Source organism: Aliivibrio sifiae (assembly GCF_002954705.1).
In the GTDB taxonomy this organism is placed as follows: Bacteria; Pseudomonadota; Gammaproteobacteria; order Enterobacterales; family Vibrionaceae; genus Aliivibrio; species Aliivibrio sifiae_A.
In genome coordinates this window covers 32757-53604 of sequence record NZ_MSCO01000001.1, presented here as the reverse complement: position 1 = coordinate 53604, position 20848 = coordinate 32757, and the positions used below count along the sequence as shown (strand labels likewise).

Genomic DNA, 20848 nt, shown 5'->3' with positions numbered 1-20848 from the left:
TCTAGCGTTTTATTACTGCTTCGTTTTTATACAAGCCGACAAATGTGATTAGGGCCTATTTATCTTTTACTTTGTCTAATTTAATCATCAGAGCAAAAATACCCATTGCCGCCATTATCCAGAAAATATTTGCGCCCCACGCTTCATAACCCCAACCACTTAATGTCGTCATTAAGGCGATAAACGCACCAAGAGGAATTGCATTATATAACGCTTGCAGTGGTATCATTTTGTTTTGAGGGAATTTTTGAATGTATTGGATCGCCGCTAAATGCGCCATAGCAAAAGTCACACCATGCAATGCTTGAACAAGTACCAAGGCAAATAAATCAGTCGTAGCTGCCGTTAGGCCCCAACGAACCATTACCCCTACCGCCGCCACTTTAAATAACGTTGATATTTTCCATCCTGCAAATAATTGTTTACTGAAAGCAAATATCATTACTTCTGCTACCACACCCAGGCTCCATAAGTAACCGATAGTACTCTCTTGATACCCTGATTCTTTCCAATAAATAGAGCTAAAACTATAATACGCAGCATGACTACCTTGGATTAATGACACTAAAATAATAAATTTTAAGACCGGCGTTTCACTCAACAGTGAAAGTAATTTTGGTCGTGTTTGATCTTCTTCAGCAACCGACACAGGCATTGGATTAGGATTACGCATGACTAAGAATAGTGCAGCTAATATCCCTGCAATCGCAGTATAAACGATCATATCAGTACCAAAACCTGATACTAGATAACCAACAACCGTAGATCCCGCAATAAAACTCACAGAGCCCCATAAGCGCGTTCGACCATAATCCAATAAATTATTTTTTGCATAGTAATTTGTCATCGCATCTGACAAAGGAACGGCTGGCCCGCATGACAAATTAAATAATACGGTGACAAATGCCATCCACCAGAAATTACCGCCATTAATTAAAAACAAACCAAGCGCAACTAAGGAGGCGAGCGTCAATACTCGTAATGCAGGGATCAAATATTCCACTTTATGCAAACGAGGAGTTATCACTAAATTCGCAACACAACGCGTCGCAAATCCTAAACCAATTAAGACACCGATATCTCCAGCTGATACCCCTTGGTCTTCAAACCACAACGCCCAAAAAGGTAAATACACGCCGTAGGCAAAAAAGAATCCACCAAAATATTGAGAGATCCAAGCAAAGGGAGATACGCGAAACATGATAATGTCCAAAAGGAAATAAAAAGAGGTGAGCATTATGGCATCGTATTGATTTATAAAAAGGGAAAACAAGACAGATGAAAACTGCACCTTTTAAAATGTGACTTCGACTTCAATTTTTAATCAATTAATAAGAGACCTAGACTAAAGTCGTCTTCATTACTTAGTGATTTATAGTGAAAATAAGATCACTAACCTAGGTAAGGATGGAGCTATGCCAAGTGAACTCAATGTCTCAATTGCTCCATTTAATACACTAACGACCCTAGAAAAAGAGCAGCTAACTCGTCATATCGATATAGCCTATTTCCGAGCTGGGGATACATTACTGCATGAAGGACAAGCGCCTGATAATGTCTTCATCATTATAAAAGGCGTTGTTGAAGAGCGTTCAAATAGCAATGGAGAGATCTATGCACATTATACCCATGATGATCTTTTTGATATCCGATCTCAATTTGAAGGCTCCGCCAAACACTCCTATCACGCAATCGAAGATACATTATGTCATCTTCTTCCTAGCTCTGTTTTTCTCTCTTTATATGAAAATAATCATGCTTTTTCTGCCTATTTCAATAACAGCTTAGCCAAACGAAAAGCATTAATTACACAAGCACACCAACAACAAAACCTCGCCGAATTTATACTCACTAAAGTAGATAATGATACGATTCAAGAATGCCTCGTTGTCGATGGAAATACATCATTAAAACACGTCACGCATTTACTCAAAGAACATAATGCAGACGCTTTATTTGTAGAATTGAATCAATACGACAAACGACATCAAGCAACCAGCAACCACTTACCTTTTGGCATTATCACTCGTACCGACTTATTGCACGCCTTAATGCTTGATGGGCTTGCTCCTAATCACCCCTCGGGACCAATAGCAACTTACCCTATTGTTCATATCAATAAAGGGGACTATCTCTTTAATGCCATGACATTAATGACTCGCCATCGAGTAAAACGCGTTGCTGTTCTCGAAAATAATCAACTCATTGGCATGTTAGATATGACTCAGGTCTTGAGTCTTTTTTCTACTCACTCTCATGTTCTTACATTACGGATCGCCAGAGCACAAAGTATTGAAGAGCTTGCGATAGCCGCCAATAGCCAAACACAACTAATTGAAACCTTAATTAATAACGGTATTCGCACTCGATTTATTATGGAATTAATTTCAACCGTTAATGAACAAATTATTGAAAAAGCATTTAGTTTGGTTGTGCCTAAAAGCCTACATAATCATTGCTGCTTCATAGTCATGGGATCGGAAGGTAGAGGTGAGCAGGTTCTAAAAACCGATCAAGACAATGCCTTAATCATTAAAAATAACGTTGAGTGGCCTAATATCCATACTCTGATGAAAAACTTAACTCAAACTCTACAACAGTTAGGTTACCCATTATGTAAAGGAAACATAATGGTAAGTAATCCTCATTGGGTAAAAACAGAGGGGGAATGGCTACATTATATTGAAAAAATATGCACCGAGCATAACGGTAATAATATGATGAATTTAGCTATATTTTCTGATTCTCAAGCGATTGCTGGTAATCGTCAGTTACTTTCTCCCTTAAAAAAATGCATAACTAACAAGCTCAAAGATAATGATCTAATCCTCAGTGTTTTTACTCGTCCGGCTCTTCAATTTACCGTCCCATTAACCTTGTTTGGCAATATAAAAAATAAAAAAGAAGGCATTGATATCAAGCAAGGCGGTATTTTTCCAATTGTTCACGGGATCCGAGCATTGTCATTAGAGCAAGGGATAGATAAAACCAACACTTTCCAACGTATTGACGAGTTACGCCTACGAAAAATACTAGAACCATCTACCGCAGATAATTTAAGTGAGGCATTAAAATTATTTTTCAAATGGCGCTTACGCCATCAATTACAAGAGAAAACAACTCAACTCACGAATCATATTCACATAGAGCGACTTGATAGAACTGAACGGGATTTATTGCGCCACAGTCTACACATAGTTAAAAAATTCAAAGAATGGCTTGGTTATCATTATCAGATCAGGGATTAATAATAATGAATCGACTGCAACGTCACTGGTGGCACTATAAATTACGAATTCACCCACACCGTGAGTTATTTACTCAATATTCTGGAGATGAATTAGTTTCGATTGATTGCGAAACCACTAGTCTAGATCCTAGTCATGCCGAATTGGTCTCAATTGCCGCCATCAAAATAAAAAATAATAAAGTACTCACAAGCCAGAGCATACATTTAAAATTAAGGCCTCCACAGAACCTTACTTCTGATTCAATAAAAATACATCAACTAAGGCACCAAGATTTAACTCATGGGATATCAGAAAAAGAGGCCCTTGAGCAACTCATTCAATTTATTGGACGCCGCCCAATCGTTGGGTACCACATTCATTATGATAAGAAGATTTTAGATCGCGTCAGTCTACGCCACTTCAGACACCCCCTACCAAACTCACTCATTGAAGTGAGCCACCTTTATCATCATAAATTAGAAAGATTATTACCTAATGCATATTACGATTTAAGCATTGAAGCTATTTCTCGACATTTAGACCTGCCACAGGCCGAACGCCATGATGCTCTTGAAGATGCCATTGCCGCTGCTCTTATTTATGTACGCTTAACTTATGGAGATTTCCCTGAACTACCTAAAATAAGAAATGCCCATAGTTACTGATCTGTCTCTCAAAAACCAACTCTTATCTGTTCAAAAATTCAGTAAACCCTTCTTTCTCTGACTAAAGTCTAATTGTTGAAAACGCATTTCTAGCAGAAAGTAATATCAACCCTACTAATAAAAAAGCAGAGCCAATGAAGGCGCTGCCATAAATCCAGCGACATACTAATCTGGATATTTGCTGTATTCACAAGGAGAACCAACATGAGTGACATTCACGTATACCCAGTCAATCAAGACATCGCAAAACATGCACATGCTGATGAAGATAAATACCGTGAAATGTACCAGCAATCCGTTATTAACCCTGAGGGGTTTTGGCGTGAGCATGGACAAATAGTCGATTGGATGACTCCTTACACTAAAGTAAAAAATACCTCTTTTGATACTGGTCACGTAGACATTAAATGGTTTGAAGATGGCGAGTTAAATGTCTCAGCAAACTGTATTGATCGCCACCTTGCTACTCGTGGTGACGACGTTGCGATCATCTGGGAGGGCGATGATCCTCAAGATGATGCCTCAATTACATTCAACGAGCTTCACGAACAAGTATGTAAATTCTCAAACGCACTAAAAAGCCAAGGGGTACGTAAAGGTGATGTGGTCTGTATTTATATGCCAATGGTCGCTGAAGCTGCTGTAGCTATGCTTGCTTGTACTCGTATTGGTGCAGTTCACACGGTTGTTTTTGGTGGTTTCTCTCCAGAAGCACTGGCGGGTCGCATTGTCGATTCAGATGCAAAAGTAGTGATCACCGCTGACGAAGGCGTTCGTGGTGGGCGTACCGTCCCTCTAAAGAAAAACGTCGATGATGCATTAAATAATCCTGAAGTAACCACCATTGAAAAAGTGGTTGTATTCCAACGTACAGGTAATGATGTAGATTGGAATGAAGGACGCGATGTATGGTGGCATGAAGCGACCGCTGTTGCTTCTGCACATTGTGCACCTGAAGCAATGAATGCTGAAGATCCTCTTTTCATTCTTTACACCTCCGGCTCAACAGGTAAACCTAAAGGCGTATTACACACCACTGGCGGCTACCTTGTTTATGCAGCAATGACCTTTAAATATATTTTTGATTACCAAGAAGGCGAAGTGTTTTGGTGTACTGCCGATGTAGGTTGGATAACAGGTCATACTTATCTAATTTATGGGCCGCTGGCCAATGGAGCAAAAACCATTTTATTTGAAGGTGTGCCAAATTACCCAAGCATAAGCCGCATGAGCGAAGTGGTGGATAAGCATAATGTAAATATTCTTTATACTGCACCAACGGCTATCCGAGCATTAATGGCTCAAGGCAATGATGCTATTGAAGGAACATCAAGAACATCATTACGAGTCATGGGTTCTGTTGGTGAGCCAATTAACCCTGAAGCATGGGAATGGTATTACAACACCATTGGTGATGCCCGTTGCCCTATCGTTGATACGTGGTGGCAAACGGAAACGGGCGGGATTTTAATCTCTCCACTTCCTGGGGCAACCGCATTGAAACCAGGTTCTGCAACTCGCCCTTTCTTTGGTGTTCAACCAGCTTTGGTTGATAACATGGGCAACCTTATTGAAGGCGCTGCCGATGGAAACTTAGTTATTACTGACTCTTGGCCGGGACAAATGCGTACCATTTATGGTGACCACGAACGTTTTGAACAAACCTATTTCTCAACCTTTAAAGGCATGTATTTCACGAGTGATGGCGCTAGACGTGATGAAGATGGTTATTATTGGATTACTGGACGTGTCGATGATGTATTAAATGTATCAGGTCACCGCATGGGTACGGCTGAAGTAGAATCTGCTCTTGTTGCTTTTGATAAAATTGCCGAAGCGGCCATTGTCGGTGTTCCACACGATATTAAAGGCCAAGCTATTTACGCATACATAACATTAAACTCAGGTGAATACCCAAGTGCTGAATTACATAAAGAAGTAAAAGATTGGGTAAGAAAAGAAATTGGTCCTATCGCTACACCGGATTTCTTGCATTGGACTGATTCACTACCCAAAACACGTTCAGGTAAAATTATGCGTCGTATTCTTCGAAAAATCGCAACAGGCGACACCTCTAATTTAGGTGATACTTCTACACTTGCAGACCCTAGCGTGGTCGATAAACTCATTGAAGAGCAAAGAAAAATTGCTTAGATAAAATAAGAATCTAACCTCCCCAAAGCCGCTATTAATCATAATAGTGGTTTTTTTATTGTGACTCTTAGCTCAAATTGACAGATCTTTTCCTAACAACCTTCTTTGAAGCTAATAAACAAAATAAAAAACCGTATAATTGCTCTACAAGTTGAAAGTATTTGTTAACTAACGGATAAAATCACTGAACTTAATACTACTCAACTATTCTAATTATCATATCTAAGCCAAAAAATGTTTTATTACCGACAGCAAGGATGAAACTTAGAGCTGATAAGACCAGTATTTTGCTGCGATTTGCTGTGATATTGTCTATAATTGCTTTTTATGAGCATTCGCAAGACAAAAATTGCAAAAGCTCATCGAATCTAATATAAAAGATGTGCTTTTTTTACTTTAACCGTAAAAATAAGGAATTTAGCATCACAATGTCTACTCAATCGCGAATTTTAGTTCTCAATGGTCCGAACCTTAATTTATTAGGTCTTCGAGAGCCAGCACATTACGGCAATCAAAATTTAGAACAGATTGTTAACGCTCTGAGCATTCAAGCCGATACATTCGGTATTGAACTCGAGCATTTACAATCAAATCGTGAATATGAGTTGATTGAAGCTATTCATAATGCTTATCAACGTATTGATTTCATTATTATCAATCCTGCCGCATTTACCCATACGAGTGTCGCTTTACGTGATGCACTGCTTGGGGTTGATATTCCTTTTATTGAAGTACACTTATCTAATGTCCATGCGCGCGAACCTTTCCGCCACCATTCTTATCTTTCAGATAAAGCGGTTGGTGTGATTTGTGGGTTAGGTGCCGATGGTTACGAATTTGCTTTGAATGCTGCAATAAAACGCCTGCGTTCAAATTGATCACTGAATATAAACAGAAGAGATTACATAATGGATATCCGCAAAATTAAAAAACTGATCGAACTAGTTGAAGAATCTGGTATTGCAGAACTTGAGATTTCTGAAGGTGAAGAATCTGTACGTATCAGCCGTGCGGTAGCGCCTATGGCTCAACTTGCACCAATGCAAGCAGTTGCAGCTCCTGCTCCTGTGGCAGCTCCAACAGCAGCACCTGCTGTAACGGCTCCTGTTGCTGCTCCTGCTGAAGTAACAGGCCATACTGTTTGCTCTCCAATGGTTGGTACTTTCTATGGCGCTTCAAGCCCTGATGCAAAACCATTTATTAAAGTTGGTCAACAAGTTACTGCTGGCGATACGCTATGTATCATCGAAGCAATGAAAATGATGAACCAAATCGAAGCAGATAAATCAGGCGTAGTTACCGCAATTCTAGTTGAAGACGGCAACCCGGTTGAGTTTGATCAACCTCTTGTTATCATCGAATAATAGAGGTCTTTATGTTAGATAAATTAGTTATCGCAAACCGTGGTGAAATCGCACTACGTATCTTGCGCGCATGTAAAGAACTTGGCATTAAAACGGTTGCAGTTCACTCTACAGCTGACCGTGATTTAAAGCACGTTCTTCTTGCCGATGAAACGATTTGTATTGGTCCAGCTCGTGGTATCGACAGTTACCTAAATATTCCTCGTATTATCAGTGCAGCAGAAGTAACTGGTGCTGTTGCCGTTCACCCAGGCTATGGCTTCCTTTCTGAAAATGCAGATTTTGCTGAGCAAGTTGAACGCTCTGGCTTTATCTTTGTTGGTCCAAAAGCGGAAACTATCCGCATGATGGGTGACAAAGTATCTGCAATCACTTCAATGAAGAAAGCTGGCGTACCTTGTGTACCTGGTTCTGACGGCCCATTAGATGATGATGCAGCTAAGAATAAAGCTCACGCAAAACGTATTGGTTTTCCTGTAATCATCAAAGCCTCTGGTGGCGGCGGTGGTCGTGGTATGCGTGTTGTTCGTACAGAAAAAGATCTTGTTGAAGCAATCGCTATGACTCGTGCAGAAGCAAAGGCATGTTTCAATAACGACATGGTTTACATGGAAAAGTTCCTTGAAAACCCTCGTCATATTGAAGTTCAAGTTCTTGCAGATGGCCAAGGCAATGCTATTCACCTTGGTGAACGTGACTGTTCTATGCAACGTCGTCACCAAAAAGTAGTTGAAGAAGCTCCAGCTCCGGGTATCACTGAAGAGATGCGTAAATACATCGGTGACCGTTGTACTCGTGCGTGTATCGAAATTGGTTACCGTGGCGCTGGTACGTTTGAATTCCTATACGAAAATGGCGAATTCTACTTCATTGAAATGAATACTCGTATCCAAGTTGAACACACGATTACTGAAATGGTAACGGGTATCGACCTAGTAAAAGAGCAACTGCGTATTGCTGCTGGTCAACCATTATCTTATACACAAGATGATATTAAGCTACGTGGCCACTCTATTGAGTGTCGTATTAATGCTGAAGATTCAGTTAAGTTCCTACCATCTCCAGGTAAGATCACGCGCTTCCATGCTCCAGGTGGTATGGGCGTTCGTTGGGAATCTCACATTTATACGGGCTACACAGTACCACCACATTACGATTCAATGATCGGTAAACTAATTACTTACGGTGAAAACCGTGATGTTGCTATTGCTCGTATGAAGAACGCGTTAAGTGAAATGATTGTTGAAGGTATCAATGTAAATACTTCTCTTCAACTGTCAATCATGAACGATGAAAACTTCCAACACGGCGGTGCTAATATTCATTACCTTGAGAAAAAATTAGGTCTTCAATAAGACGTCAATTTGATTCTTTAAACTAAAGAAATAAATAAAGGCCGTGAGTGATTACACTCACGGCCTTTTTCTATGGTAAAATTCGCCGATATTTTCAACTAAACAAAGTGATCCCCATGCCTTGGATTCAAGTAAAACTAAACGCTACCTCTGAAAATGCTGAACAAATCAGTGACATGCTAATGGAAGAAACTGGTGCTCTTTCTGTAACATTTTTAGATGCCAAAGATGTTCCTATTTTCGAACCTCTTCCAGGAGAGACTCGTTTATGGGGCGAAACGGATATTGTTGCTCTTTATGATGCGGAAACCGACATGGATTTAGTGGTTACACAGTTGAAAGCAAGTAACGCGCTAGACGATAACTTTGCTTATAAAGTTGAGCAACTGGAAGACAAAGACTGGGAACGTGAGTGGATGGACAACTTTCATCCAATGAAATTTGGTGAACGTTTATGGATCTGTCCAAGCTGGCTTGAAATCCCTGAACCTGACGCGGTTAACGTCATGCTTGACCCAGGTTTAGCATTCGGTACTGGTACTCATGCAACAACAGCACTTTGCCTTGAATGGTTAGAAAGTATCGATCTTGAAGGTAAAACAGTTATCGATTTTGGTTGTGGTTCTGGCATATTAGCGATCGCCGCGATCAAACTAGGTGCTGCAAAAGTGGTAGGGATCGACATTGATCCTCAAGCGATCACAGCATCAAAAGACAACGCTGCTCGTAATGGCGTAGCTGATCAACTTGAATTATTCCTACCTCAAGACCAACCAGAAAACCTTGTAGCTGACGTTGTAGTCGCTAATATTCTTGCCGCTCCTTTACGTGAACTCTCAAGCATTATTACAGCTCACGTTAAGCCTGAGGGTGTCTTAGCAATGTCTGGCGTACTTGATACTCAAGCGCTTGATGTCGCTTCATACTACTCAGAGAACTTCACTCTTGATGCAATTGCAGAACAACAAGAATGGTGCCGAATCTCAGGATTTAAGAAGTAACGTCCCCTCAGACTTACTCTTCCTAGAAAAAACTTCAATGCCTCAATACTAAATTTGAGGCATAAAACCGTCTAATTGACTGAAATATAAACAAATTGAACAAACAATTTGTAAATGCTCAAAATTTGGTCTTTTCAGACGAGCAAAAAATGCGTAAAATGCGCGCCCTTGCTGACACAAACGTGTGTGGATGTTTTGCAGATAGGTAAATATACATTAAACAACAATCTTATCGTTGCTCCTATGGCTGGTGTTACCGATAGGCCTTTTCGTGAGTTGTGTATGTGCTACGGCGCAGGCATGGCTGTGAGCGAAATGATGTCTTCTAATCCAAAACTGTGGAAAACATCTAAGTCCCAAAATCGCATGGTACATGAAGGTGAATCTGGTATTCGCTCAGTACAAATTGCAGGGGCAGATCCAAAGTTAATGGCGGAAGCGGCGCAACACTGTGTTGAGACCGGTGCGCAAATCATCGATATCAATATGGGATGCCCTGCAAAAAAAGTGAATAAGAAGCTTGCGGGTTCAGCGCTTCTACAACGACCAGATTTGATTGAAGAGATCTTACTGGCTGTTGTAAATGCGGTTGATGTTCCTGTCACTCTGAAAACTCGCACAGGCTGGGATCCAGACAATAGAAACTGTGTTCAGGTTGCAAAAATGGCAGAACAGTGTGGCATTCAAGCGTTAGCGCTCCATGGGAGAACTAAAGCTTGTATGTACAAAGGTGATGCTGAGTACGACAACATTAAAGCGGTAAAAGAAGCGATTTCTATTCCGGTTATTGCGAACGGTGATATCGACTCACCGGAGAAGGCTCGCTTTGTGCTTGATTACACAGGCGCAGATGCTTTAATGATCGGCCGTCCTGCACAAGGTAGGCCATGGATTTTTCAAGAAATCCAACATTATTTAGAAACGGGCGAACTTATGCCACCTCTTCCAATTGAAGAAGTGAAGGCCACTTTACTTGGCCACGTTCATGCGCTTCACCTATTTTATGGTGAGTTTTTAGGCCCTCGCATTGCTCGTAAGCATGTGGGTTGGTACTTAAAAGAGCACGAGCAAGCAAATGAGTTCCGCCGCAGCTTTAACGCGATAGAGGACGCTTCACAGCAACTCCGTCAGCTTGAAAGCTATTTCGACCACGTTGCATCATAATAACAGAAGAGCTAAACAGAATATGTTCGATCAATCTATGACTTCAGAAGCATTAACAGTTACAACAGTTACAGCACAAGACCAAATTACTCAGAAACCACTACGTGACTCTGTTAAGGCTTCGCTGAAAAACTACTTAGGCCAATTAAACGGTCAAGAAGTTAACGACTTATATGAATTAGTATTAGCTGAAGTAGAGCAACCTCTACTAGACATGATCATGCAGCATACTCGCGGCAACCAAACAAAAGCAGCAAACATGATGGGTATCAACCGTGGTACGCTTCGTAAGAAACTTAAAAAATACGGCATGAACTAATATAGACTCATATCTTATTGAAAATAAAGCCGTTTATCTTAATTGATAAGCGGCTTTTTCGTTTTATGTACCCCAATATGTACCCAGAGTTTTTTCCTTTATCCCTATAGTTCCCCATATCATCAACCTTCTTTGATATAAAAGGATTAGTAAATGTTAAAGAATATTCATGTTCTCATTGCTCCTAAATCGGATGAGAGTTTGCTTAATAACAGTGACCCCCACCGTTTGAGAAACATCCATAAAAAAATCCAAGTGCATAAAATACACTTGGATTTTACATCTAAAAAGGATTGGTCAACCGATCATATTTATCTTAAATGATTGGTATTAGCCACTATGGGCCGTCATATTAGCGCTCAGATACAACAAAGAACTCTCTACTTTTACTAATAATAAATTATGGGCGAGGTCCGTAATTTTGAATAACCGTGGCCTGGTAACAATAATTGTCTCCAGGTTCTCTATCTGACATAGCTGATATTGTATGTTGACCTCCATAATAAACATCTTGATTACATAAGAATCTATCACCATTACTAGAAGCTAAAAAGAAATTTACCTTATCTTCATATAGGAACAAACCATTATTTGATGTGTAATTTATTGTTTCGGAAGAATAAGGAGTAAGACCTCTACTTTGAGTTTTTATTTCACCAGTTTCAATGTTCTCAACATAAAGCGTTAACGTTTCACCATCAGGTCTTCTTGAATCAGTATGATAAACACCAAGGTTAACTGCATGATATGGTGTTTGTACATGCTCAATACATGAATTATTTTTATATTCAAAAATTCGCACACTGCCAGAAATCACATCATCGGCACAAACTTTTACTTCGCCAAATTGGTCAATAAATCCAACGCTATAACTATTTCCTTTTTTAATGCCTAAATTCTTTAGGATCGTTGATGATGCATCATGAGAAACTCTATTATTGATGAGCCAACCTAATTGACTATCGGCTGAAAACTCACCTCGATTCTTCACGGCAGAATATACAGGAGAAGAGCTATCATTGATAAAATGGATACTGTCAGCAAAAGCCATTGCTGAAGTGAATAAAGCCACAGGCGCTAGTAATATTTTTTTCATTGTTAATTTCCAACTGATGTTTATTATCTATAATTATTCACTCATAATATGACCAATTAAAAAGGTTGTATTTAGTTGTATGCATATTATGTGAACTGAGACAACATAACGTTCATATCAAGTTCATTGGTATCAAATAATAATGTCTGCTTTTAATGTATTGGGATAAATATTTTTATATGAGTAGGTAATTCTGCAAAGAAATAAGCAACTAAACATAATTACCAAACTAGAACTGCAAAGGCAGCTAAAATTTATGAGGTTGTTACAAAAAATTAATTTCTAACAGAAAATTCCTCTCTATTCACTTAAACTGGGCTTGTTGCAAATAATCTGAATAGATAAATGAGGCCTACAATAATTTCATTATTATTGTAAAATGACCTCAACATTGAAGAGACGATTAATGAAAGCTGAACTCTCCCGTGCTATTGTTTTTTGTCTATCGTTAAGCAGCCAAAAATCAAATTGTCCCTTATTTAACATCCGTAATGATTCAAATCCTTGAATTATTGACCATGCTCATTTTCTAACTTTGAAACCACCGGTAGCTACGATCAATTTTTTAACTGAGGCCGGATCTAATTCAATGCCATTCTTGAGGTATTTTATTTGCCGTTGATTTACATCTGCGCGTAACAAGCCTTCTTCTTTTTGGCGAGTAATGGCATTAGCATATGAGGAATGCTTATCTGTGTTTAACGTTTTAGGTTGATTGTCTAAGCGATACGGCCTTAAACAACGCTTAATGAATTGATAAGCGGATTCTTAGAGAGATAAAAATCAAGGGTTTCACCTTATTTATTAATAGCTAAATAACCACCTCATTAATAATGTTGTTCATTTTATACACGTTTGCCCAGTTTTTGTGATTGTCGACAGGTATTTTGATAAATTAATTTTATTAATTGTACATGAATGAGTATCATCTCGACCTTAGGCTAGGCAACAATAGAGTAATAAATATGAATATAAATAAAAAATTCGCTTTAATTGCAGCAATAACGATGTCCTTTAACGTTATTGCTGAAGAACAAAATAATGAATCTATTCTTTTTTATGAATCAAAAGACACACAGGCAACCGAAAGAGTAGCACTGCAGCCGTATCAATATCTTTCCGAGAATATAAATACACCTACACGTGTTCATGTCAAAAACACAGGCGTATATTCAGGGGATATATACCTTGAATACTATTCGAAAGGGAAGCTCGTCTCTCAAAATGCGTTCTATCATGTTAATTACCATAGATCTTTTGATGTACCTGGTGATGCTTATTTTGTAAGGCTCAGGCAAAATCGCCTTACTGGGAGTTTGTTTGAGATACCAGATATTTACTCTATCAAATTATGTCAGGAAAACAATATATACCGTGAGCACGGAGATGCGAAAAACGCGTTGCAAATAAACACGTGGGGAACATCGCTGCACCCTAAATGGAATTTTGGTCAGCCCAACGGGACATACAAATTCCGTAATTCTGGGGCTACTTGTGGTTCAACGTCTTTAATTGTTTACACCGGCTATGATGCTTCTGGCGCATACCGCAGCATAAGCAGTGACGTTCCAAATTTGGATAATTTTAATAATTCAATATCCTCTTTTTCCATACCCGACAATTGGACCGTCCGCTTTTATGAAGGCGAAAATTATACTGGCAGATATTACACAAGAAAAGGCAATGATAGATACTTTGAAAATGCTAATGACTTCAACGATACAGCTCGCTCCATAAAAATAATAAGTAAAGGTTAAAATGCCTCGTCCTAAAATACGTTGACAATTGTTAATTGAAAGCCAAGTGCGTACGCACTTGGCTTTTTTGTATACTCGATAGCCTTTTTTAACTAAAGCTAACTTCTTACCATACCCCTTTGGTTGCCAACAGGCGACTTTTTTTGAGCGTCCTCACACTTTTATTCAAATTTAGCTAAAATTAGTCATAACTTCATTGTCATGTGACATTAAGGCAGACCCTAATGTCATTAGGTGGAATGAGGTAAGCTGCAAGAGAAAGAACGAACACTGTTCGTTCTGCCCTTTGCTTTTCCTTAATGTGATAGAAGTGCCAATAGTTTTGTTAATGGATAAATATTTTTCTTGATGATTTTTTTTGTGATAACATATAGACTATAATCTATATTGATGGTTTGGTTATAATGTGGACTGTATTAACAACGGACATTTTCGATGAATGGTTTGATTCTCAGTTAGAAGATGCACAAGAAAAAATATTAGCTGGTTTAATGGTATTGAAAAATGGTGGCCCAAGTATTGGACGGCCTCTAGTTGACACCGTTAATGCTTCTAAATATAAAAATATGAAAGAAATCAGAATACAGCATAGAGGTGAACCAATTAGAGCTTTTTTTGCTTTTGATCCGTTACGTCAAGCTATCGTACTCTGTGCCGGTAATAAAGTAGGTAATGAAAAGAGATTTTATAAAGTGATGATCCCTGTTGCTGATCGAGAATTCACTAAGCATCTTTCTGAATTGGAGAATTGATAATGGCTAGAAACTTAAATGACATGATGGCGTCTCGTTCAGTTGAAAGTCAGAATAGAATTTCTGAAATGGCTGAGGAAATGTTGCTAGAAGTAAAACTTCAATCTCTTCGTGAAGAGCTCGAATTTACGCAATCAGAATTAGCTAAAAATATGGGTATAAGCCAACCATCGGTTGTTGCTATTGAGCAGCGTGGAAGTGATGTGAAACTTTCAACGATGAAAAGATATGTTGAAGCTATGGGGGGTAGAATGAGTATTGATATTGAACTACCAACAGGTAAGCATGTTGGTTTTAATATTTAAAAGAGATCGCCAATTGGCGGTCTCTTTTTTTGAGGTTGTTGCAAATAATTCAGTTTAACGCCAAGCTCCCACAATCCTTCATACCATTTCGTTGCCAATGACCAATCCTGAATTCAAATGGAAACACTTTGCCCCTGATATTATTCTTTGGTGTCTTCGCTGGTATGGTTCGACCCCAATGAGCTACGCAAATCTCAGCGACATGCTGGCGGAGCGAGGGATTTCAGTGAATCGTTCGACCATTTACCGATGGTTTATTGAGTATTCCCCAAAACTACGTAAGAAGTTACGTCGGTATCAATTCACGACTACTGATTCTTCATGGCAACTTGATGAAACATACGTTCGAGTAAAAGGTAAATGGCTTTATCTTTATCGAGCTATTAATAAACAAGGTGAAACCCTTGATTTTTATTTCTCTCATAAGAGAAATAAAGAGTCCGCCTATCAATTCCTTAAGCGTTGTTTAAGGCCGTATTGTTTAGACAATCAACCTAAAACGTTAAACACAGATAAACATTCCTCATACGCCAATGCTATTACTCGCCTCAAAGAAGAAGGCTTGTTACGCGCAGATGTAAACCAACGGCAAATAAAATATCTCAATAATGGCATTGAATCAGATCATGCCCCAATTAAGAAATTGATCGTAGCTACCGATGGTTTCAAAGTTAGAAAACGAGCATGGTCAACAATTCAAGGATTCGAATCATTACGGATGTTAAATAAGGGACAATTTGATTTTTGGTTGCGTAACGATAGACGAAAAACAATAGTACAGGAGAGATCCGCCTTCATTAATCGTCTCTTCAATGTTGAGGTCATTTTACAATGATAATGAGCCCATTGTAGGGTAATGCCAGTCAGTTAAGCGAACATCAATAAAAACAAGGGCTTCAGACGAATTTATTACAATCATTCTGGAGCCCTTGTTGTATCTATCTTTCACTCTCTTAACGGGTACTTTGCCATATCTATTAGACATTGAATAAATAGTGCATAATTACTCAATAAAGTGACTAACTGATCGGCATTACCCATTGTAGGGCTCATTTATCTATTCAGATTATTTGCAACAAACCCCTTTTTGTTTAGAACCGCTTTTAAGTGTTTATCGTATAGTTTTGCCATAGCCACCTCTCAAAGGGTACATATTCATTTCTATGTACCCCCATATGTACCCCGAGATCATGATAAGACTAAAAACAAACAAAAACAAATAGAGACAAAAATAAATGTAAACCTTTAATTTAAAAGAAAAATAAATACAGAACAGAAACAATGAAAAACATATCAAAACATCTACTTTTTTCATACGGCATGAACTAATCAGCCTTATTAAAAATTCAAAGCAGTGTTAAGTAATTAACGCTGCTTTTTTTATACCGAAAATAAGTACACTCATGCCTTTCTACGGACAATAAGTATAAAAAAGCCGATACTGCATTTCTGCAATATCGGCTTTTAAATCTATCACCGACTATGGCGGCCAAGCTCGTTTCTTACCACCACCAGCGCCAGCACCAGAACGAATAAGCTCGACTGCTTTTGCTGTTTTCTCTTCAATTCCTTTCAAACGCTCATCAAGTTCACTTAAATCAGCTGAGGCTCCTGCTGTACTCGCTCCTTGAGCACCTCCACTATCAATCATTTTCGCGATTTTAGCATTCTGAGCTTCAATACGCTTAATGCGAGCATCAAGCTCCATTACTGCTTTCCCTTGCTCACTGATTTTTCTATCGATAACTTTCAGAGCGGAAAGCAATTTCATTACGTATTGTTTTTCCATTAATTGGCTCTCACCTAATTTTTGCTCGTGTTCTTATACATTAACTATCGACCATTTTATCAACATCTTTAATAAACAGTCACAATAAATTACGCTTTTTTCTCTTCTAAATCAGCCAGTGCGGAAAGAATTGAACAATGTGAAGCATCGTCATCAATATGACCACAACACGCATCATTAATGCTTTTCAATGCAGTGCGTATGTCCGTTAGTTGTGCAATCTTTTCATCTATAATCGTTAGCTTCGTTTGTGTAATGGATTTAACTTCTGCACAGCTGTGTTTGGTTGCCTCCAAACGAATCGCAAGCAACTCTTTAATCTCATCAAGAGTTAGACCTAATTGCTTTGCTTTTAAAATAAAACGGATTTGCGCTAGGTTTTCTTCATTATAAAGACGATAACCACTAGCACTTCTTCCCGACGGAATGAGTAATCCATTTTTTTCATAAAAACGTAATGTATCACTGGTTACATTACAGTGTTTTGCCAATTCACCAATTAAATACATTTTCATTAACTCTAATCCCTCTTTGTTAGTGCCTATTTTCATTCTTTTTTAATAAAAAGGGCATCTTTTTTTGAGAATGCAATCGATTGCGGAAGCTTTTTTGTTTAACTTTAGTTAGAATATGCGCCATTACGTTGATCTGATGTTTCGCGCTTAACTCTTTATTAGGGTATTTCCCAAAACTGGCCAATTGCTGTTTGTTGTCTTTATCATTAAGAATGACAAACAGAACAAGTTCATTTTTGGCAAAAATCCTAACTTAATTCTAAAGGAAGAAAGTAGCAATGAATAACCCACGTCCGATCCGTCGCGCGCTAATTAGCGTATCTGATAAAACTGGTATTGTAGAATTTGCTCAAGCACTGACTGAACGTGGTGTTGATATTTTATCTACTGGCGGCACAGCTCGCCTGTTGGCAGAAAAAAATATCCCTGTAACAGAAGTATCTGATTACACAGGCTTCCCTGAAATGATGGATGGCCGCGTTAAAACTCTTCATCCTAAAGTTCATGGTGGTGTTCTTGGTCGTCGCGGTCAAGATGATAACATCATGGCTCAACATGGTATCAACCCAATCGATATTGTTGTTGTTAACCTTTATCCATTCGCTGAAACCGTAGCAAAAGAAGGCTGTACGTTAGCTGATGCTGTTGAGAACATCGATATCGGTGGTCCAACAATGGTTCGCTCTGCGGCTAAAAACCATAAAGACGTCGCTATTGTCGTTAATGCTCACGATTACGATCGCGTAATTTCTGAAATGGACGCTAACGACAAATCACTGACTCAAGCAACGCGTTTTGACCTTGCGATTGCAGCATTTGAGCACACCGCTTCTTACGATGGCATGATCGCTAATTACTTTGGCACTATGGTTCCATCTTACGGTGAGAACAAAGAAGGTGATGAAGAGAGTAAGTTCCCACGTACTTTCAATCAGCAATTCGAGAAAAAACAAGACATGCGCTACGGTGAGAACAGTCATCAAGCAGCTGCTTTCTATGTCGAAGCAAATCCTGAAGAAGCATCAGTATCAACGGCTCGTCAGATCCAAGGTAAAGCGCTTTCTTACAACAACATTGCAGATACAGATGCCGCTCTAGAGTGTGTGAAAGAATTCGACGAACCTGCATGTGTTATCGTAAAACACGCAAATCCATGTGGCGTTGCCCTAGGTAAAGATATTCTTGAAGCTTATGACCGCGCTTTTAAAACAGATCCAACGTCAGCATTTGGCGGTATCATCGCATTTAACCGCGAACTAGATGCAGCAACAGCAACTGCAATTACTGAGCGTCAATTCGTTGAAGTTATCATTGCTCCTTCTGTTTCTGCTGAAGCAATTGAAATTGTTGCAGCTAAGAAAAATCTTCGCCTACTTGAATGTGGTGAGTGGACAACTAAAACAACTGGCTTTGACGTGAAACGCGTTAACGGCGGTTTACTAGTTCAAGATCGCGATCAAGGCATGGTATCGGAAGATGAGCTTAAAGTGGTTTCTAAGCGCCAACCAACTGCTGAAGAACTAAAAGATGCATTGTTCTGCTGGAAAGTAGCAAAATACGTTAAATCTAACGCGATTGTTTACTCTAAAGGTGACATGACTATCGGTGTCGGCGCAGGCCAAATGAGCCGCGTTTACTCTGCAAAAATCGCTGGCATTAAAGCCGCTGACGAAGGTCTTGTGGTTGAAGGCTGTGCAATGGCATCTGATGCGTTCTTCCCATTCCGTGATGGTATTGATGCTGCTGCTGAAGCAGGCATTAAATGTGTTATCCAACCGGGTGGTTCTATGCGTGATGACGAAGTTATTGCTGCTGCCGATGAACATGGCATGGCGATGATCTTTACCGGTATGCGTCACTTCCGTCACTAGAAAAAACAGTAACGAGAGCGCTTCGCTTCTAGAAACTAGAACGCTGCGCTCCTATAAGAGCAAAAAAGATCACTATGTAAGCTTAATATTGCTCTTATAGTTTCTCACACACTGAACTTTGTATTCTCCGATTTATATAATTTATTCCCATTACAATATGGTATTAAGGATTAAAAGATGAACGTATTGATCATCGGCGCAGGCGGTAGAGAGCATGCTTTAGGCTGGAAAGCAGCACAAAACCCAAACGTTGAAACGGTATTTATCGCTCCAGGTAATGCAGGTACAGCGCTTGAACCAAAATTAGAAAACGTGGCGATTGATGTTGAAGACATTACTGCTCTTGTTGCGTTTGCTAAAGAAAAAGAAATTGAACTGACTATTGTTGGTCCTGAAGGTCCATTAGTAATTGGTGTGGTTGATGCGTTCCGTGAAGCGGGATTACCTATTTTTGGCCCAACAAAAGCAGCAGCACAACTGGAAGGTTCTAAAGCGTTTACTAAAGACTTCTTAGCTCGCCATGATATCCCAACAGGTTACTACGCTAACTTCACTGAAATTGAGCCAGCATTAGCTTATGTCCGTGAACAAGGTGCACCGATTGTCGTTAAAGCCGATGGCCTTGCTGCGGGTAAAGGCGTTATTGTTGCAATGACACTTGAAGAAGCTGAAGATGCGATCAAAGACATGCTTTCTGGTAACGTTTTTGGTGAGGCAGGTAGTCGTGTCGTTATTGAAGAGTTCTTAGAAGGTGAAGAAGCAAGCTTTATCGTAATGGTTGATGGTGCTAGCGTACTACCAATGGCAACTAGCCAAGATCACAAACGTGTTGGCGATAAAGATACAGGCCCTAACACTGGTGGTATGGGGGCATACTCTCCAGCCCCTGTAGTTACTCCTGAAATTCATAATCGTATTCTAGAAGAAGTTATCTATCCGACAGTGCGCGGTATGGACGCGGAAGGTGCACCTTACACAGGTTTCCTATACGCTGGTTTGATGATTGATGCTGATGGTACTCCGAAGGTAATCGAATATAACTGTCGCTTTGGTGATCCAGAAACACAACCTATCATGATGCGTATGGAATCAGATCTTGTTGAACTATGCCTAATGGCTATCGACGAGAAACTAGACGAAGCTGAATCAAAATGGGATCCACGAGCTTCTATCGGTGTTGTTCTGGCTGCTGGCGGTTACCCTGCTGATTATGCAAAAGGAGATGTAATTTCTCTTCCTACCACAGAAGTTGAAGGCCAAAAAATATTCCATGCAGGGACGACAAACAACGACGCAGGAGAAGTAATGACTAACGGCGGACGTGTACTTTGTGCCACTGCACTTGGTAATACCGTCTCAGAAGCTCAAGAGCGTGCGTATGAGCTAACTAAACAAGTTAGCTGGAATGGAATGTTTCACCGCAATGACATTGGTTACCGTGCCATTGCTCGTGAATTAGAAAGCAAATAAGCATTACTTTTCTACAAGCAACAAAAAGGCGCTGTATAGTT

19 protein-coding genes and 1 pseudogene are annotated in these 20848 nt (G+C 39.5%); 15 read left to right on the top strand and 5 right to left on the bottom strand.

Going from position 1 to position 20848, the window contains the following annotated elements:
* Positions 1 to 55: 55 nt before the first annotated feature.
* Positions 56 to 1201 (bottom strand): 3-phenylpropionate MFS transporter, encoded by a 1146-nt coding sequence (locus BTO22_RS00265; protein ID WP_061030585.1) that lies wholly within the window; start codon positions 1199 to 1201, stop codon positions 56 to 58.
* Positions 1202 to 1415: 214 nt separating this feature from the next.
* Here BTO22_RS00265 and BTO22_RS00260 point away from each other — a divergent pair, with 214 nt between their 5' ends.
* The 9 genes from BTO22_RS00260 (at position 1416) to fis (ending at position 11252) form a co-directional block, all read left to right on the top strand.
* Positions 1416 to 3248 (top strand): DUF294 nucleotidyltransferase-like domain-containing protein, encoded by a 1833-nt coding sequence (locus tag BTO22_RS00260; RefSeq protein ID WP_105053835.1) that lies wholly within the window; start codon positions 1416 to 1418, stop codon positions 3246 to 3248.
* 5 nt (positions 3249 to 3253) lie between these two features.
* Positions 3254 to 3895, top strand: a complete 642-nt coding sequence (locus BTO22_RS00255; protein ID WP_061030583.1) for a 3'-5' exonuclease — start codon at positions 3254 to 3256, stop codon at positions 3893 to 3895.
* A gap of 204 nt (positions 3896 to 4099) precedes the next feature.
* A complete protein-coding gene (acs, locus tag BTO22_RS00250; protein ID WP_105053834.1) occupies positions 4100 to 6049 on the top strand; it encodes an acetate--CoA ligase in 1950 nt (649 codons plus the stop codon).
* 428 nt (positions 6050 to 6477) lie between these two features.
* On the top strand, positions 6478 to 6927 hold the full coding sequence (gene aroQ / locus BTO22_RS00245) for a type II 3-dehydroquinate dehydratase (protein ID WP_181044525.1): 450 nt from the start codon (positions 6478 to 6480) through the stop codon (positions 6925 to 6927).
* Between the two features lie 30 nt (positions 6928 to 6957).
* A complete protein-coding gene (gene accB / locus BTO22_RS00240) occupies positions 6958 to 7413 on the top strand; it encodes an acetyl-CoA carboxylase biotin carboxyl carrier protein (protein ID WP_105053832.1) in 456 nt (151 codons plus the stop codon).
* 11 nt (positions 7414 to 7424) lie between these two features.
* Positions 7425 to 8768 (top strand): acetyl-CoA carboxylase biotin carboxylase subunit, encoded by a 1344-nt coding sequence (gene accC / locus BTO22_RS00235; RefSeq protein WP_105053831.1) that lies wholly within the window; start codon positions 7425 to 7427, stop codon positions 8766 to 8768.
* Between the two features lie 116 nt (positions 8769 to 8884).
* Positions 8885 to 9769 (top strand): 50S ribosomal protein L11 methyltransferase, encoded by an 885-nt coding sequence (gene prmA, locus BTO22_RS00230; RefSeq protein WP_105053830.1) that lies wholly within the window; start codon positions 8885 to 8887, stop codon positions 9767 to 9769.
* 195 nt (positions 9770 to 9964) lie between these two features.
* Positions 9965 to 10933, top strand: coding sequence for a tRNA dihydrouridine synthase DusB (gene dusB, locus BTO22_RS00225; RefSeq protein ID WP_181044599.1), 969 nt, complete (start codon positions 9965 to 9967; stop codon positions 10931 to 10933).
* 22 nt (positions 10934 to 10955) lie between these two features.
* Positions 10956 to 11252 (top strand): DNA-binding transcriptional regulator Fis, encoded by a 297-nt coding sequence (gene fis, locus BTO22_RS00220; protein WP_005421285.1) that lies wholly within the window; start codon positions 10956 to 10958, stop codon positions 11250 to 11252.
* Positions 11253 to 11652: 400 nt separating this feature from the next.
* Here the strand turns inward: fis and BTO22_RS00215 are convergent, their stop codons facing one another.
* Positions 11653 to 12348 carry a hypothetical protein gene (locus BTO22_RS00215; RefSeq protein WP_105053828.1) on the bottom strand — a complete coding sequence of 232 codons (696 nt, stop codon included), beginning with the start codon at positions 12346 to 12348 and terminating at the stop codon, positions 11653 to 11655.
* 369 nt (positions 12349 to 12717) lie between these two features.
* Positions 12718 to 13166, bottom strand: a pseudogene (locus tag BTO22_RS00210) (DDE-type integrase/transposase/recombinase); the annotation flags it as partial.
* Between the two features lie 147 nt (positions 13167 to 13313).
* On the opposite strand from BTO22_RS00210, the gene BTO22_RS00205 reads away from it, so the two are divergent.
* The 4 genes from BTO22_RS00205 to BTO22_RS00190 all read left to right on the top strand — a co-directional run bounded on the left by BTO22_RS00205 (position 13314) and on the right by BTO22_RS00190 (position 15997).
* Positions 13314 to 14105, top strand: coding sequence for a peptidase inhibitor family I36 protein (locus tag BTO22_RS00205; RefSeq protein ID WP_181044524.1), 792 nt, complete (start codon positions 13314 to 13316; stop codon positions 14103 to 14105).
* Positions 14106 to 14509: 404 nt separating this feature from the next.
* The gene (locus BTO22_RS00200) at positions 14510 to 14857 is read left to right on the top strand and encodes a type II toxin-antitoxin system RelE/ParE family toxin (RefSeq protein WP_045104663.1); all 348 of its coding nucleotides are present in this window, start codon (positions 14510 to 14512) and stop codon (positions 14855 to 14857) included.
* A 2-nt stretch (positions 14858 to 14859) separates the two neighbouring features.
* Entirely contained in the window at positions 14860 to 15162 is a 303-nt protein-coding gene (locus tag BTO22_RS00195; RefSeq protein WP_045104662.1) for a helix-turn-helix domain-containing protein, read from the top strand.
* Between the two features lie 97 nt (positions 15163 to 15259).
* Positions 15260 to 15997, top strand: coding sequence for an IS6 family transposase (locus tag BTO22_RS00190; protein WP_105053826.1), 738 nt, complete (start codon positions 15260 to 15262; stop codon positions 15995 to 15997).
* 645 nt (positions 15998 to 16642) lie between these two features.
* On the opposite strand, the gene BTO22_RS00185 is transcribed toward BTO22_RS00190, so the two are convergent.
* Both BTO22_RS00185 and zntR read right to left on the bottom strand, forming a co-directional pair.
* Positions 16643 to 16951 carry a hypothetical protein gene (locus BTO22_RS00185; RefSeq protein ID WP_060992715.1) on the bottom strand — a complete coding sequence of 103 codons (309 nt, stop codon included), beginning with the start codon at positions 16949 to 16951 and terminating at the stop codon, positions 16643 to 16645.
* A gap of 89 nt (positions 16952 to 17040) precedes the next feature.
* Entirely contained in the window at positions 17041 to 17460 is a 420-nt protein-coding gene (gene zntR / locus BTO22_RS00180; protein WP_105055523.1) for a Zn(2+)-responsive transcriptional regulator, read from the bottom strand.
* Positions 17461 to 17744: 284 nt separating this feature from the next.
* Between zntR and purH the strand changes: the two genes are divergently transcribed.
* Together purH and purD are read left to right on the top strand one after the other, a co-directional pair.
* Positions 17745 to 19337, top strand: coding sequence for a bifunctional phosphoribosylaminoimidazolecarboxamide formyltransferase/IMP cyclohydrolase (gene purH, locus BTO22_RS00175; RefSeq protein ID WP_105053825.1), 1593 nt, complete (start codon positions 17745 to 17747; stop codon positions 19335 to 19337).
* Between the two features lie 177 nt (positions 19338 to 19514).
* Positions 19515 to 20807: a phosphoribosylamine--glycine ligase gene (gene purD, locus BTO22_RS00170; protein ID WP_105053824.1), complete on the top strand. Its 1293-nt coding sequence runs from the start codon at positions 19515 to 19517 to the stop codon at positions 20805 to 20807.
* Positions 20808 to 20848: the final 41 nt, after the last annotated feature.

Excerpts from the sequence above, each read along its gene's own strand:
- BTO22_RS00260 (WP_105053835.1), top strand. The coding sequence starts at position 1,416 with ATGCCAAGTGAACTCAATGTCTCAATTGCTCCATTTAATACACTAACG.
- BTO22_RS00190 (WP_105053826.1), top strand. The coding sequence starts at position 15,260 with ATGACCAATCCTGAATTCAAATGGAAACACTTTGCCCCTGATATTATT.
- BTO22_RS00255 (WP_061030583.1), top strand. The coding sequence starts at position 3,254 with ATGAATCGACTGCAACGTCACTGGTGGCACTATAAATTACGAATTCAC.
- accC (WP_105053831.1), top strand. The coding sequence starts at position 7,425 with ATGTTAGATAAATTAGTTATCGCAAACCGTGGTGAAATCGCACTACGT.
- BTO22_RS00195 (WP_045104662.1), top strand. The coding sequence starts at position 14,860 with ATGGCTAGAAACTTAAATGACATGATGGCGTCTCGTTCAGTTGAAAGT.
- BTO22_RS00205 (WP_181044524.1), top strand. The coding sequence starts at position 13,314 with ATGAATATAAATAAAAAATTCGCTTTAATTGCAGCAATAACGATGTCC.
- BTO22_RS00265 (WP_061030585.1), bottom strand. The coding sequence starts at position 1,201 with ATGTTTCGCGTATCTCCCTTTGCTTGGATCTCTCAATATTTTGGTGGA.
- purH (WP_105053825.1), top strand. The coding sequence starts at position 17,745 with ATGAATAACCCACGTCCGATCCGTCGCGCGCTAATTAGCGTATCTGAT.
- acs (WP_105053834.1), top strand. The coding sequence starts at position 4,100 with ATGAGTGACATTCACGTATACCCAGTCAATCAAGACATCGCAAAACAT.
- accB (WP_105053832.1), top strand. The coding sequence starts at position 6,958 with ATGGATATCCGCAAAATTAAAAAACTGATCGAACTAGTTGAAGAATCT.
- BTO22_RS00185 (WP_060992715.1), bottom strand. The coding sequence starts at position 16,951 with ATGGAAAAACAATACGTAATGAAATTGCTTTCCGCTCTGAAAGTTATC.
- prmA (WP_105053830.1), top strand. The coding sequence starts at position 8,885 with ATGCCTTGGATTCAAGTAAAACTAAACGCTACCTCTGAAAATGCTGAA.
- fis (WP_005421285.1), top strand. The coding sequence starts at position 10,956 with ATGTTCGATCAATCTATGACTTCAGAAGCATTAACAGTTACAACAGTT.
- aroQ (WP_181044525.1), top strand. The coding sequence starts at position 6,478 with ATGTCTACTCAATCGCGAATTTTAGTTCTCAATGGTCCGAACCTTAAT.
- BTO22_RS00215 (WP_105053828.1), bottom strand. The coding sequence starts at position 12,348 with ATGAAAAAAATATTACTAGCGCCTGTGGCTTTATTCACTTCAGCAATG.
- zntR (WP_105055523.1), bottom strand. The coding sequence starts at position 17,460 with ATGTATTTAATTGGTGAATTGGCAAAACACTGTAATGTAACCAGTGAT.
- purD (WP_105053824.1), top strand. The coding sequence starts at position 19,515 with ATGAACGTATTGATCATCGGCGCAGGCGGTAGAGAGCATGCTTTAGGC.
- BTO22_RS00200 (WP_045104663.1), top strand. The coding sequence starts at position 14,510 with ATGTGGACTGTATTAACAACGGACATTTTCGATGAATGGTTTGATTCT.